The sequence below is a fragment of the Enterococcus sp. AZ078 genome (assembly GCF_051714985.1).
In the GTDB taxonomy this organism is placed as follows: domain Bacteria; phylum Bacillota; class Bacilli; order Lactobacillales; family Enterococcaceae; genus Enterococcus_B; species Enterococcus_B hirae.
The window spans coordinates 933,645-948,502 of record NZ_JBIOSW010000001.1 but is presented as its reverse complement, the minus strand read 5'-3'; the positions used below and the strand labels follow the sequence as shown (position 1 = coordinate 948,502).

The window sequence follows — 14,858 nt, the reverse complement described above, 5'->3', positions numbered from 1 at the left end:
AATGAGGGTTATTCTTTTACCTTCGTAGTCACGCGTTGTAAAATAGAATGGAAACATGTGAATCATGTGAAAGGACGTGAATCATTTATGCTTTGTCAAAATTGTGGGAAAAATGAAGCAACGATCCACTTATATGCAACAGTAAACGGACAGAGAACGCAACTTGATTACTGTCAAAGTTGCTATCAAAAAATTAAAAATCAACAAAATGGAGGTCTGACTAGTATGGCTCAAAATGATCCTTTTGGTTTTGGCAGCTTGGACGACTTATTCCGCTCCATGTCCCGCCAAATGCAACAGCAAGGAAACTATGAACAAACTCCTCCAACCCAATTCGGTGGTAACAACAACTTTAACGGTGGTCAACCACCGCAACAAGGAAATTCCGAAGGTCTTTTAGGAGAATACGGAATCAACATCACCGAACAAGCTCGTCAAGGTGACATTGATCCTGTGATCGGCCGTGATGATGAAATCAAACGTGTGATCGAGATTTTAAACCGTCGAACAAAAAACAATCCGGTATTAATCGGTGAGCCTGGTGTTGGTAAAACTGCCGTAGTTGAAGGACTTGCACAAAAAATCGTAGATGGCGATGTGCCGCAAAAATTAATGGATAAAGAAGTGATTCGTTTAGATGTGGTTTCTTTGGTTCAAGGAACTGGTATCCGTGGACAATTTGAAGAACGGATGCAAAAATTGATCGAAGAAATTAAGCAGGCTGAAAATGTCATATTATTCATTGATGAAGTCCATGAAATTGTCGGTGCTGGTTCTGCCGGTGATGGGAACATGGATGCGGGAAATATTTTAAAACCAGCTCTAGCTCGTGGCGAACTACAAATGGTTGGTGCCACTACATTAAATGAATACCGCATCATCGAGAAAGATGCAGCTTTAGAAAGACGGATGCAACCGGTTCGGGTCGTTGAACCTTCTGTTGAGGAAACAATCAGTATCTTAAAAGGATTGCAAAAACGCTACGAAGACTACCATCACGTCAAATATACCGATGAAGCAATCGAAGCTGCAGCTATTCTCTCAAATCGTTATGTTCAAGATCGTTTCTTACCAGATAAAGCGATTGACTTGCTTGATGAAACTGGCTCAAAGAAAAACTTAACGATTCAAATCGTTGATCCTAAAACCATTGATAAAAAACTTGAAGAAGCACAGGAACAAAAAATCCAAGCTTCTAAAGAAGAAGACTTTGAGAAAGCCGCTTATTATCGTGACCAAATCAGTAAATTAGAAAAGATGAAAGAACGTCAATTAACAGATGAAGAAACGCCTGTTATCACAGAAAAAGATATGGAAAAAATTGTGGAAGAACGTACGGGAATCCCCGTTGGCGATCTAAAAGAAAAAGAGCAAACACAATTGAAGAATCTTGCGACTGATCTAAAAGCACATGTGATTGGACAAGACGATGCCGTAGATCGTGTGGCAAAAGCTATTCGTCGTAATCGGGTTGGCTTAAACAAGAAAAACCGCCCTATCGGATCATTTTTATTCGTAGGTCCAACTGGTGTCGGCAAAACTGAATTAGCCAAGCAACTGGCATTTGAATTATTCGGTTCCGAAGATTCAATGATTCGTTTTGATATGTCTGAATACATGGAAAAACACAGTGTATCTAAATTGATTGGTTCTCCTCCTGGCTATGTGGGCTATGAAGAGGCAGGTCAACTTACTGAAAAAGTACGTCGTAATCCTTATAGCTTGATTTTATTGGATGAAGTGGAAAAAGCACATCCTGATGTGTTACACATGTTCCTCCAAATTTTGGATGATGGCCGTTTGACTGACGCACAAGGTCGGACAGTAAGCTTTAAAGATACGATCATCATTATGACAAGTAATGCTGGTACAGGTAAAGTCGAAGCAAATGTCGGTTTTGGAGCAGCTCGTGAAGGGGTTACTCGTTCTGTTTTAAACCAACTAAACAATTACTTCACACCTGAATTCTTGAACCGTTTCGATGGAATCATCGAATTTAGTGCGCTATCAAAAGAAAACTTAATGACCATCGTTACCTTGATGCTAGATGAAGTCAATGAAATGTTAGCAGCACAACAACTGCATATCGAAGTGCCGACAAATGTCAAAGAAAAACTTGTTGACTTAGGCTATGACCCAGCAATGGGCGCACGCCCTCTTCGTCGAACGATCCAAGAACAAATCGAAGATGGAATTGCTGAATTTTATTTAGACCATCCTTCAATCCATGAACTAAAAGCAAAATTGGATAAAGAAGAAAAAATTGTGATCACTTCTAAACCAGAACGTTTAGTCAAAGAAACGACAAACGAGCCAACAAACTAAACATCTGACAAAAACTTCGCTTTGCGACTGATAAAAAATGAAGCACCCATGAAAAAGCGACAGCTTTTCTCACGGGTGCTTCATTGCTCAAAGCGGATTTTTGATTGTTTTTTGACAAAAAGCAAAATACTGTTCTTTTCATTAGAAAAAAATTATAATGAAATTAAGTTGTATCTAAAATCTACATAAAAGAGGTGAGCGCCATGAAATTTGTCAATGTAACGAATAGTCATTCACGTTTGGTTTTAAACCAATTGGAAAATACAGATGCTCATATGGTGAAGGTTTACACTGCAGGCAATACAATGATTGTTTACACTGAAGCACCGGAACATAACGAGATTTTACTGATTAATGAAAAACGAAAAATACAACCCAAAGAAATTGAAGAAGTCAAAACGTACTTCCTCAATAAAATCCATGACGCCCTATATCAAGAAAACGAAATCCAAGTAATTGAATTAGATGACTTAGTTGAAATCTCGATTCCGAAACATCATCCCCACACTGAGGTTGCAATGTGATGATTACAAATAAACAAAAAAAAAGAAACCTTTTTTAGAAGGATTGAAGGATAATGTTTGATTTTATCCTTGATCCAGCTCATTTATAGAGCTGGATCTTCTAAGATTGATTGGTTTCTTTTTTTGGTGTTTTTCCTAGCCGAACGATTGCTCTTACTTCGTTAACGATCGATTCATTATGCTCCCAACCTTCAACATCTAACAGCCTGCATAAACGCTGCATTTCTAACTTTTTTCTTGCTTTACGTTGTTTTCGTTGCTCCAGTGTTTCCATCCAACTCCCCCTTTTTTCTTTTTATATGTACACATCTTTATTTTAATTCATTTTATTTCAAAGAATTTACCAATTTTTTCTTTAAAATAAAAAAAACTTTCCACCAAAATTGTTGGAAAGTTTTTTTTGCTTTTTTGGTAACCTGTAATCAATGAAATGAGGCTGCGATAGCCTCTAAGATTCGTTGACTTGCGTAACCATCTCCATAAGGATTTTTTGCTTGTGCCATCTTTTCATAAGCCTTTACATCAGTTAACAATTGTTTTGTCTCGTCATAAACTGTCTCTTCGTCTGTACCAACGAGTTTTAAAGTTCCGGCTTTTACACCTTCCGGTCGTTCAGTGGTATCACGTAAGACAAGAACCGGAACACCTAAAGAAGGTGCCTCTTCTTGAACTCCGCCTGAATCAGTTAATATAAGATAACTTTTGGCTGCACAATTGTGAAAATCAATGACATCTAATGGTTCGATCAGCTGAACATTCTCATATTGTCCTAAAATAGTATCAGCTAATTCTCGTACTTTAGGATTTTTATGCATCGGAAAAATAATGGATACATCAGAAAATTCTTCAGCAATCCTTCCTAATGCTTGAAAAACGTTCGCCATTGGCTCGCCTAGGTTCTCACGTCGATGCATTGTTACTAATAATTGTTTAGTGGAGCTGCTCGAAAGATGATCGCTTTTTTGATCCGCCACGATCGTGTACCTCATCGCATCGATCGCCGTATTGCCAGTAACGAAGATGTTTGCTTCATCGTGGTGCTCTCTTCTAAGATTATCAGCACTTTCATTGGTTGGCGCAAAGTAGAGATCCGCTAAAACATCTGTGGCTTGCCGATTGATTTCTTCAGGAAACGGTGACCATTTGTTCCAAGTTCGTAATCCTGCTTCGACATGTCCGACTTTAATTTGTTGATAAAATGCTGCGGTCGCTGCAGCAAATGTTGTGGTCGTATCTCCATGAACTAAGACGATATCAGGCTGTTCTGCTTGTAAGATTGGTTCTAATGATAAAAGAACTTTCGTTGTAATAGCGGTGAGTGTTTGATTGACACTCATCACATCTAGATCGTGATCAGGAGTAATTTCAAACACTTCTAACACTTGGTCTAACATTTCACGGTGCTGGCCTGTAACCGTCACGATTGATTCAAAGCGCTCATCTTTTTCCAGCGCTTTGATCAAAGGTGCCATTTTTATTGCTTCTGGACGTGTTCCAAAGATCGACATTACTTTAATCATCATTAAATTCCTCCGGATTATTTAGTTATTCTCTCCCGGCTATTTTCATAGTACTCCCAAAGCACCACCATGTGATGAGCGCTTTACATTAAACTTTTTAATTTGACATTTGGGTACTTGTCAGCAAACCAACGTTCAGCAAATTGGTTTTCGAACAAGAATAATGGCTGATCAAAACGGTCACGTGCCAAGATATTACGACTAGAACTCATCTTCTCATCTAAATCTTCGGGCTCGATCCAACGGGCAATTTTATGCCCCATAGGCGACATGATCACTTCTGCATTGTATTCATTTAGCATCCGGTATTGGAATACTTCAAATTGAAGTTGTCCAACTGCGCCAATGATGTATTCTTCCGTCAAATAAGTTTTATAGAGTTGGATCGCACCTTCTTGGACTAACTGATAGATACCTTTATGGAATGATTTTTGTTTCATCACATTTTTAGCAGTGACTTTCATAAATAATTCCGGAGTAAAGGATGGTAACTCTTCATACGCCACCTTCAATTTTCCTTCATAAAGAGTATCGCCAATTTGATAATTTCCTGTATCATAGACCCCGATAATATCCCCTGCTACAGCATTCTCGACATTCTCTCTTGAGTCAGCCATAAACTGCGTCACATTACTTAACTTCAATTTTTTACCTGTTCGTTCTAATTGAACATCCATCCCACGTTCAAAAGTTCCAGAACAGATTCGCACAAAAGCAATCCGATCTCGGTGAGCTGGATTCATATTGGCTTGGATCTTAAAGACAAAACCTGAAAATTCTTCTTCATAAGGACTAACTTCTTGTCCTGATTGTGTTTGATGTCCGTAAGGTGAAGGGGCTAATTCCACGAAGGTTTCTAAAAATGTTTGCACACCAAAATTTGTTAACGCTGAACCAAAGAAGACCGGTGTCTGATCTCCCCGAGCAATTTTTTCTTCATTAAAAGAATCTCCTGCTTCTTTCAACAATTCTACTTCTTCAAGAACTTGTTCATACAATGAATTTTCCGTCAAAGGATGGCCTTCTGGCAGCAATCCTTCTTCATCCAAGGCAACAAGGCGCTCATCATTATAGTTTTCTGGACGATAAAACTCAATACGATTATGGTGGATATCATAGAGTCCTTCTAAGCCTTTCCCCATACCAATCGGCCAATTCATTGGATAAGACTCGATATCGAGCAACTCTTCCAATTCTTCTAAAAGTTCTAATGGTTCACGACCATCTCGATCTAACTTATTGATAAAGGTAAAAATAGGGATTCCTCTTTTTTTAACGACTTGGAATAATTTTTTTGTTTGAGCTTCAATCCCTTTGGCACTATCGATGACCATAACCGCACTATCGACAGCCATCAATGTCCGATACGTATCTTCAGAAAAATCTTCATGCCCTGGGGTATCTAAGATATTGACTCTTTTACCATGATAATCAAACTGCATCACAGAACTGGTAACTGAGATTCCACGTTGCTTCTCAATTTCCATCCAGTCAGATTTTGCAAAGTTACCAGTCTTTTTCCCTTTGACAGTTCCTGCCTGACGTATTGCGCCACCAAATAAAAGTAATTGTTCAGTAATCGTTGTTTTACCAGCATCCGGATGGGAAATAATCGCAAACGTGCGTCGGTTATCTACTTGTTGTTTTAAGTTAGGGTTATTCATGTTTTACTCCATTTCTGTTACATCATTATCATCTTATTCGTCATCCTGTTCGAGGAATGATCGAACTAGCTATCTCAACTTACCAAGTATATCATGGAAACTATCAAAAAATAAACACTTGTTATGAGTCTTCTCTCTTTCTCTGTTGAATATCATATAAACGACTTTTTCAATAAGAGAAAATAAAGCTTTTCCTGCTACTATAACAACTGAAAACAGATTAAACGAAAAAAGTTGAACTTGGAACAGGCTTTTGTTCCAAGTTCAACTGTCTATTTCAATCATCTACAGACAAATGATTATTTATTTTATCTTGTTTTTTTCATCAGATTACTTGCCTAATTTATTTTGACTCCTCTTAGATTCCTTTCGACCTTTCAATAGGAACAAGCTAACGAATACCACTAATAAAATTGTATATCCTAATTTTTGAATAACTTGGTTATTTTTTTCACCTGTTTTTGGTAATAAACCTTCCTTGCCAGTCTCTTCACTAATAGAAGATTTACCTATTTCATTGTTGTCCTCTTGTGTATTTTTACCTTGCTCTGCTTTATTATTGATGTTTTTATCTTCCTCAGAGGATGATGCAGTTTCTTTATTCTCTAATTGTTCGATGGCCTGCACCAAATCGTTCATCACTAGTTCGACTTCGGCTTGCGTAGTATTTGGATCAGTTAACACTGCTTGCGCTGCTTCCAGCGCTTTGCGGAACACTTGCCAACTTTCTGCCGTATAACCACTTGCAACTCGGTTTTGGTTTTCTTCGACCAATTTTTTTAATGCTGTTTTGTCTACTTTAGTTACTTCTTGCAGTTGCTCGATGGCTTTTCTCACTGCTTGGATTGCTTCGTCTACTTCAGCTTGCGTAGTATTTGAATCAGCTAACACTGCTTGCGCTGCTTCCAGCGCTTTGCGGAACACTTGCCAACTTTCTGCCGTATAACCACTTGCAACTCGGTTTTGGTTTTCTTCGACCAATTTTTTTAATGCTGTTTTGTCTACTTTAGTTACTTCTTGCAGTTGCTCGATGGCTTTTCTCACTGCTTGAACTGCTTCATCTACTTCGCTTTGCGTTGCTCTTGGATCTGTTAATACCACTTGGGCTAATTCCATTGCCTTAGTGAAGACTTTCCAACTTTCTTTTGTATAGTCGCTTTCGTTTCGGTTTTGATTTTCTTCGACTATTTTTTCTAATGCTGTTTTATCTACTTCTGAAGGAACTTTGATAGTAATTGATCTCGAACTTCCTTTTAACCCTTTGCTATCAAATAGAAATGCTCCTGAATCCATGGTAATTTCGGACTCTTTTTCGATAACCTCAATGATCTCTTTCTCAATCGAAAATTCAATCACCTTATTATTTTGAACAGGATTCGCAATTGACAGTCGATAAGTATCATTACTCAATTTTTCTGCAATAATGGATGCAGGTTCAGATACGTGAACAAAAGCTGCCTGTTGATTTCCACTCCAAGCATTCAACATGAGATAGTCTTTTGTCTCAATTGCTTGGATTTCTGGTGTGTTTGCTAACACATTATAGCTTTTATGTTGCGCCATTTCTGCCATTTCTTCTGCTGTCTTTCCAGCAACAGTCAAATACTCATAAGTATCATTTTGAGCGTTACTTCCATGATTTTTGATGATTTTTACAAATTCTTTTGTATATGATTGATCATTGACAAAATATTCGTTGATATCCAAATATTTGCCAGATCGAATTTCTTTTTGAACGTCAACGTTCGACATGGTATTTGGAAAAATGTAACCTAAATTATTGAGTGGATTTGTCGAAGTAAGATTGATCCAAGTAGAATCAGCTGTTTTCTTTTGGATAATTTGCATGTTACTTGAATCCATCATTCGATTATCAAGGATCGTCTCAATTGTCGCATTCGTTGTTCCGCTGATTCCACTGCCTAAATTAATCAATTTATCTTCTAACAAAAACCATGATTTCTTTGCTACCAAATCCATATTTTCATTTTTCTTATCTAAAAACATTCCGACTGCAGCTACTTTGCCATTATTCGATCCTCCCACTCAAGACTGAGGACTCTTTTTACCAGTAGAAGCACCTTCTGCTAACACTTTTGTGTCTATAGTGGTACCTGGTAAGCGATAAGAATCAATAGTGACCCAATAACCTTCATCAAATTGAGCGAGGTCACCGTTATAAAGATAAACCATCCCATCAGCCGTATGCCATCCTTTTTTATTTTCAGTATTTCCAAATTCATAATTTCCAATACGACTAGAGTACATACTTATTCCGAGACTATAACTCTCGTTTTTTTGAAACACCCGATCCATTGAACCATAAACATTCACGAGATTTCGTTCTTCTTTACTAGTTATCGAAGGCTCATTCATGATTTTCTTAAGATCAATCAACGCTTCAAAGTCTCTTGGGTTTTCAAAAAAATCATAAAAATAACTACTATGCTCAAGCCATGCTTTAATAGACGAATCAATTTTCTTGCGTAAAATTTCTGGCGAAAATTTCGCTACTAATGTAAGATTGGCTATCGTTTCCTTTCCAGATTCAAATTCAGAGGTAAAGGGATTCGTCCCAGGAGCTCTAGAAATACTTCGTCCTGATACCATTGAGGGCATTTTTCCATTTACCATCAATTGTAAATAACCTTTATCGGTTACTTGAAACAAGTTATTTATATTGTCATCTTTGATTTCCCAATGTGTCCCTTGCAAAATCGTTTGAACCCGTCCAAAGCCTTTCAGCAATTCATTTCCATAACTTCCGTTATATGGGAAATGACTATGTTGGATCAATGAGCCGTCTGAATATAAGCCATCTCCTCCTGTCACCATTTTTAAAACGGATGGAACAGCGCTTTGAACTGCCTCTACTCGGGAATCATTTTCTAATAAAATGGCTGTTCCTAAGACGGTAATAGATATATCTGTTAAGTTCGCTCCTGTAGCCGTATAGCTAGGCCATTGAACTTTAGGATCTTGCGCATAGTGGTTTAAAGGTTCAACAAATTTAGTTAAGATTGCATCATCTTTTTCGATTAAATCATCATGTAATAAAATCAGTGTATCTGTTAATGGCTGTGCTGATCCAATTTGCCAATCCCACCAATTTCCACTCCAGTAAGTTCCATTGTAGTTTTTGGTTTCAATCATAAAATCAATTGCTTTCAAAATTTGCGTAAAAACCTCTTGATTCTTATGTAATGAACTCGAAGGATCATAATAACCTAATGTCAATTTTTTGATGTTGGTAAATTGAGTGGTATAGTCTGCTGATAATGTGTCTGAACTTTTTTTCTCCCACAAATAAGTTCTATTTTCTGACTTATTAAGTGTTTGCCATAATTCTAAACTATCTTTGGCTATTCTCGCTCGATATTTTTTTACGTCCGAATCCTGATCAAATTCTTCATGATCTTCTTTAGATCCTAGCAAGCGTGCTTTCCATTTCTCACGCATTTCACGATACTCTGCTTTTTCTTGAATAACCGTAACTGGAATCGTATCACTTAAATCCGTATTTTTGATTCTCACAGTCACCTTTGCTTCTCCGGTTTTGAGTGCTTTCATTCTTCCTTGACTGTCTACATTGACAATACTAGGATCACTACTGCTCCACTCAATTTGTTTTTCAGGAACTTGGACGCCTGTTGGTGTTAATATGTAAGTTAATTGTTTAGATCTTTTCTCGCTGATTTCGGCTGAATCAATCGAAAACTTTATCCCATCAGGTAAACGTGCTTGACGATAAGCTTCCATTGAAATAATGCTCGAACCATAATATTGACCATTCGTGTGCTTCCACATTTTTAGTTGTTGGTATTTAATATATCGAGCTGTTACATTCGCTACTTCAATATATTTTTTTGCTTCTTTCCCGCCACTTCCACGCTCCTCCTTATAGATGGATTGATAATTTTGATTGTCGTTAGAAACTAATACCTCATATTCTGGACTCTCCGCATGAAAGTGTAAAACCACCTGACCAATTGTTTTTTCTTCTCCAATATCAACAGTCAGCCACTGATTATCTGTTTTATCCGCTGACCATCTCGTCGATACATCCCCATCAACCGCTTTTTCACCTACAAATTGCGGATATTTCCAATTATCTCCTTGTTTCCCACCTTCTACTCCTGAGTAGGTAACATTCTTTTGAAACAAAAAATCTTCAGTATCTTCAGCACAAACGATTGGACTGTAAAAAGATGTAACAACAAGCGCCAATCCTGTTAAAGCAAAAATGATTGCCTTCTTCATTAAAAAATTCCTCCTTTAGTTAAATAGAATAGTCGATAAAAAATTTTAAGTCGTGAGGCAAAATGAATGATCATCAATTTTTTATCCATTCTTTGCAACTTTTGTACATACTACTTTTACTTGAGAGAACTACCTAATATTTGTTCTTAGTTTTTTAGTTTCAATTGAGATAAATCATTGGAAGAATCGCTCATATCTGCTTATTCGTAAAATATTTAAAATCTGTCTTTCTACTAAAAACACTACTTTACATTTTCCCCACCTCCTCACTGATTCACTTAAACATATAAAAAAATAGGCATGAAAAAACGACGGAAGACTCCGTACGTGTTTTCCATGCCTAGTATAACCTAGTCACATGAAACTTGTGTTTGCGTTTTCATAATACTCTAGCAAAAATTTATTGTCAACCAACAAAACATTTAAATATACTGGTTATATTATGTATAAGTTAACTGGGAGCATAGGATCTTATTGTATGTTTTAGTAATCTTTACAAAAGGGTAAAGCTCTGCCTCTCTTGCTTCTGACTACCCCTCAACTTAGGGAACCACACTGATTTACGTATCAACTTTGAAAAAAAGAAAAAAACATCCTTGCACAAAATCTCTTCTGTGCAAGGATGAAACATATCTTATCTTCTCGGCTCATTTTCATCAAAATCTTTATAAAATAAACGACGGTCCTCATCTGGTTCCACAATTTCTTCTTTAGGATCATGGAACACCACGCGAATTTTTAAAATTCTAGAACCTTCCATTTCTTCAGAAGTCAAGGTAATGTTGTCTACATCAAACGATAATTTTTCTCCCTCATCAGGGATCATGCCCAAAGCAGTGATTAAATAGCCTGCCATCGTGTCAACATCGCTCATGTGTAAGTTACTGTCAAATACTTCGTTGAACTCATCGATCAACATTCGTCCTTGGATCACGTATTCATGTTCAGCAACCTTTTCATATAATTTTTCGACTTCATCTGATTCATCATCAATTTCACCGACGATTTCTTCTAGTAAATCTTCTAAAGTTGCTAAACCAACGACTCCACCATATTCATCCAGTAAAATAGCCATCTGGTTTTGAGTTTTTTTCATTTCGTACAAGAGATCATCAATGAATATTGTCTCTGGTACAAATAAAGGTTCTTGCATGATTTTTTGAATATTTAAATGTTCAAAGCCAAATTTATGAGCAGCTTTCAATAAGTTTTTCGTATGAAGAATCCCAACAACTTTGTCTTTGTCTTCATTATAGACCGGAATCCTTGAATAATTTTCTGATAAAACTTCATTGACATTCTCTTCAACGGAGTCATTGATATCGATCATAAAAGCATCTGTTCGAGGAACCATTACTTCCCTAGCTACTTTGGTATCTAAAGAAAAAACACCTTGCAGCATTTCTAACTCTTCATTATCAAGTACACCTTCAGTTTCCAACATATACCGCATTTCATCTCTCGTCATTTTTGAATCTTCATCATCAAAAGTCATTGGTGTGACACGAGCTAGTAAACTAGTCGATGCAGATAATAACCAGACGAAAGGTTTGGCAACCACACCGATCAGACGGATGATTCCTGAAGTAAAGTTGGCTACTTCTTCTGATTTGTTCAAGGCGATTCGTTTAGGATACAATTCACCAAAAACAATCGATACGTAGGTCAAAATAGCTAAAACAATAATATTGGCAATATTTCTTGCTGCTACACTACCACCTAATAATGGTGCTAATTTTTCTGATAATGTATTGGCTAACGAAGCACCGGATAGGATATTGACTAACGTGATTCCTACCTGGATCGTTGACAGAAAGTTATTTGGGTTCTGCAATATTTTTAAAAGCTTTTGAGATTTAACATCTCCTTCTTCCGCTTTTTGCTCGACTCGATTTTTGTTGATCGAAACAACAGCAATCTCGGAAGCAGCTAAAAAAGCATTGATCAAAGTTAAAATGATCAGTAATAAAATTTGCGCTAACAGCGACTGACTCTCAGGGTCAGCATTCATAATCGCATTCTCTCCTTATATTTTTTAATTTTTTTGTTTACGATAGAAAAAAAGCGTGACTATAAAGATAGCCACGCTAAAATGTTATCACAAAGAATTTTTCTTTGCAATAAAAACAACTATGAAGCAATTAGTCGGAATTGCTGATACGTTATTCCAATGTCGTTGCAATTTTTTTCTTTTTTTCATTTTGCTGGTCTTCTTTAACAATTTTGATGACATAAGAAATAATCGTCTTACAAATGGCATAAAACGGTACACCTAAGAAAATCCCGATCAAACCAGCAATGTTTCCTGCTACTAATAACACAATGATGATCGTTAGCGGATGGATTTTTAATGATTTTCCGATGACATTTGGATAAATCACATTTCCATCCAATTGTTGAACGATCAAGACAACGACACAACAAAGCAGTGCTTTAACAGGATCATTGAATACTGTCACTAAAAATGCTGGAGCTAAGCCTAGGTAAGGACCTAGATAAGGAATCAAATTAGTCAAACCAGCGATGACGCCAAATAAAAAGGCATAATTGACCCCTAGAATCAGATACCCCAAAAAAGTAAATGTTCCGACAAAAAGACATTCAATCGCTTGACCACTAATGTAGTTAGCTAATGTTTTGTTCAATTGACCAAGTAATTCAACAATTTGATCTCTTCTCTTTTCAGGAAAGAATTTCTTGACTGTCGGAACCATTTTTTCTCCATCTTTCAACATATAAAACAAAATAAATGGAGCTGTGATGATCACGATTGTAGCAGAAGCGATCGTACCGACAAGCGATCCTAAGCTGTTTGAAATCCCGCTGAGGAACTGTTGGATAATCTTAGCATAAGAAATATCTAATTGATTCAAATAATGATTGATATCTACTTCTTTGAAGATCGGTAGTTGGGCCATATTATTTAACCAAGTCTCTACACGACTAATAAAGTCAGGAATATTCGATGCGATGGATGAAATTTGTTGGATCAAGCTAGGAATCACGCTGAGCAAAATCCAGATGATCGCTGCGACAAGCAAAAGTAATACGATTGCTACCGCCCAAATGCGTTTGATTTTGATCTTCATCAATAGTTTGACAATAGGATTCAACAAATAATACAAAAATCCAGCAATCAAGACTGGCGCGAATAATGTTGAGAAAAACGTTCCAATTGGTTGAAAGATAAAATTGATTTTTGAAGAAACCAAGATCAACGTGGCGATAATGAGTAATTCGCAAGACCAAAACATCAATTTTGATTGTTTCAATTTTTCAAACAATATACTTCCTCCTTTCGTCTTTTTTACTAGTATATATTATTTGTGTGAAAATTTCTTTTATTCTTACTGCTATTTGTTTTTTTATCCACTTTTCATTTTATTTTCTTTACAGTATACTAAACGAATGAAAGGTGGGTTTCGGATGAAAGTCGTTCAAACAAAAGATACATTAAGTGATATTTATCTTGATGCCGTTCGTATTAGAAACCAAGTTTTTGTCAAAGAACAAGGCGTTCCTATAACTAGAGAAATTGATCAAAATGAAGCACATTGCATCCACTTTGTTCTTTATTCAGACCAAAATCTACCTTGTGGGACTGTTCGGCTATTACCATTAGAAAATGGAAAAATGAAGTTACAACGAATGGCGATTCTTGCAGATTATCGTCATCAAGGATTAGGTCAAATTTTAGTAGCTGAAGCTGAAGCTTTCGCCAAAAGTCAAGGATATAATACGATTTTGCTAGGCGCCCAAGCAACAGCTGAGAATTTCTATAAAAAATTAGGATTCACTGCTTATGGAGAACCATTTGAAGATGCTGGTATTGCTCATATCGCAATGAAAAAAGTCTTTTAATTATTGACAGGCTATCAAAGCAAGGATCATCCCTTGTCCTTTTTCTTCCATCATCAGTGTCTATGTTGAAGAACCCATAGCAAAAAAGCAGTAAGCGCAAAACTTTTGCGCTTACTGCTTTTTTTTGTTTACTTGCGCGACAATTGCTTGTAACGGTTATACCAAATATCAATATAGCCTTCGGAGAAAGGGCCCTCACCATTATTGATCCAGTCAACCAAGATCTTCACGTTTTCTTTTAGGATGAAGTCGATATCATTCGGATAATTCATCATTTGGCTATGCATCTCATATTCATCGACATCTAGTAATCGTTTCTCTCCATCAGGAAAAACTTTGATATCTAAATCATAATCAATATACTTCAATGCCTCATCGTCCAGCAAAAAAGGTGAAGCTAGATTACAATAATAGGAAACCCCCTTTTCTCGAATCATTGCTATTACATTGAACCAGTACTTTTTGTGAAAATACACAATTGCTGGTTCTCGAGTCACCCAACGACGTCCATCAGACTCTGTAACTAGAGTATGATCATTGACACCGATCATCGAATGCTCACTTGTTTTTAATACCATGGTATCACGCCACGTTCGATGCAATTTGCCGTCATGTTTGTAACTTTGGATCGTTACAAACTCACCTTCTTTTGGGACTCCCATAGCAACCCTTCCTTACGCAGCATCTCATGCTTTGTGTTTGGG

Annotated in this window: 9 protein-coding genes and 2 pseudogenes; 3 read left to right on the top strand and 8 right to left on the bottom strand. The window is 36.8% G+C overall.

What is annotated here, in order from left to right; all coding sequences use genetic code 11:
• The first annotated feature begins 87 nt into the window (after positions 1-87).
• Both IGJ18_RS04570 and IGJ18_RS04565 read left to right on the top strand, forming a co-directional pair.
• A complete protein-coding gene (locus IGJ18_RS04570; RefSeq protein WP_034700562.1) occupies positions 88-2,325 on the top strand; it encodes an ATP-dependent Clp protease ATP-binding subunit in 2,238 nt (745 codons plus the stop codon).
• 203 nt (positions 2,326-2,528) lie between these two features.
• Positions 2,529-2,849, top strand: coding sequence for a DUF1827 family protein (locus IGJ18_RS04565; RefSeq protein WP_010719687.1), 321 nt, complete (start codon positions 2,529-2,531; stop codon positions 2,847-2,849).
• A gap of 100 nt (positions 2,850-2,949) precedes the next feature.
• On the opposite strand, the gene IGJ18_RS04560 is transcribed toward IGJ18_RS04565, so the two are convergent.
• The 7 genes and pseudogenes from IGJ18_RS04560 to IGJ18_RS04530 form a co-directional block, all read right to left on the bottom strand.
• Entirely contained in the window at positions 2,950-3,123 is a 174-nt protein-coding gene (locus IGJ18_RS04560) for a hypothetical protein (RefSeq protein WP_010719688.1), read from the bottom strand.
• Positions 3,124-3,271: 148 nt separating this feature from the next.
• Positions 3,272-4,372 (bottom strand): non-hydrolyzing UDP-N-acetylglucosamine 2-epimerase, encoded by a 1,101-nt coding sequence (gene wecB, locus IGJ18_RS04555; protein WP_010738142.1) that lies wholly within the window; start codon positions 4,370-4,372, stop codon positions 3,272-3,274.
• Between the two features lie 80 nt (positions 4,373-4,452).
• Positions 4,453-6,033, bottom strand: coding sequence for a peptide chain release factor 3 (locus tag IGJ18_RS04550; RefSeq protein ID WP_010738143.1), 1,581 nt, complete (start codon positions 6,031-6,033; stop codon positions 4,453-4,455).
• Positions 6,034-6,363: 330 nt separating this feature from the next.
• Positions 6,364-6,489: pseudogene (locus IGJ18_RS04545) on the bottom strand (hypothetical protein); the annotation flags it as partial.
• Positions 6,490-6,588: 99 nt separating this feature from the next.
• Positions 6,589-10,293, bottom strand: a pseudogene (locus IGJ18_RS04540) (polysaccharide lyase family 8 super-sandwich domain-containing protein); the annotation flags it as partial.
• 634 nt (positions 10,294-10,927) lie between these two features.
• Complete coding sequence (locus IGJ18_RS04535) at positions 10,928-12,304, bottom strand: hemolysin family protein (RefSeq protein WP_010738146.1); 1,377 nt, start codon at positions 12,302-12,304, stop codon at positions 10,928-10,930.
• 151 nt (positions 12,305-12,455) lie between these two features.
• Entirely contained in the window at positions 12,456-13,577 is a 1,122-nt protein-coding gene (locus tag IGJ18_RS04530; RefSeq protein ID WP_010719694.1) for an AI-2E family transporter, read from the bottom strand.
• Between the two features lie 142 nt (positions 13,578-13,719).
• On the opposite strand from IGJ18_RS04530, the gene IGJ18_RS04525 reads away from it, so the two are divergent.
• The gene (locus IGJ18_RS04525; protein WP_010719695.1) at positions 13,720-14,154 is read left to right on the top strand and encodes a GNAT family N-acetyltransferase; all 435 of its coding nucleotides are present in this window, start codon (positions 13,720-13,722) and stop codon (positions 14,152-14,154) included.
• Positions 14,155-14,282: 128 nt separating this feature from the next.
• Here the strand turns inward: IGJ18_RS04525 and ntdP are convergent, their stop codons facing one another.
• Positions 14,283-14,816 (bottom strand): nucleoside tri-diphosphate phosphatase, encoded by a 534-nt coding sequence (gene ntdP / locus IGJ18_RS04520; RefSeq protein ID WP_010719696.1) that lies wholly within the window; start codon positions 14,814-14,816, stop codon positions 14,283-14,285.
• Positions 14,817-14,858 lie beyond the last annotated feature (42 nt).

Coding starts and splice junctions, on each gene's coding strand:
- IGJ18_RS04565 (WP_010719687.1), top strand. CDS start 2,529: ATGAAATTTGTCAATGTAACGAATAGTCATTCACGTTTGGTTTTAAAC.
- wecB (WP_010738142.1), bottom strand. CDS start 4,372: ATGATGATTAAAGTAATGTCGATCTTTGGAACACGTCCAGAAGCAATA.
- IGJ18_RS04535 (WP_010738146.1), bottom strand. CDS start 12,304: ATGAATGCTGACCCTGAGAGTCAGTCGCTGTTAGCGCAAATTTTATTA.
- IGJ18_RS04550 (WP_010738143.1), bottom strand. CDS start 6,033: ATGAATAACCCTAACTTAAAACAACAAGTAGATAACCGACGCACGTTT.
- IGJ18_RS04570 (WP_034700562.1), top strand. CDS start 88: ATGCTTTGTCAAAATTGTGGGAAAAATGAAGCAACGATCCACTTATAT.
- IGJ18_RS04525 (WP_010719695.1), top strand. CDS start 13,720: ATGAAAGTCGTTCAAACAAAAGATACATTAAGTGATATTTATCTTGAT.
- IGJ18_RS04560 (WP_010719688.1), bottom strand. CDS start 3,123: ATGGAAACACTGGAGCAACGAAAACAACGTAAAGCAAGAAAAAAGTTA.
- ntdP (WP_010719696.1), bottom strand. CDS start 14,816: ATGGGAGTCCCAAAAGAAGGTGAGTTTGTAACGATCCAAAGTTACAAA.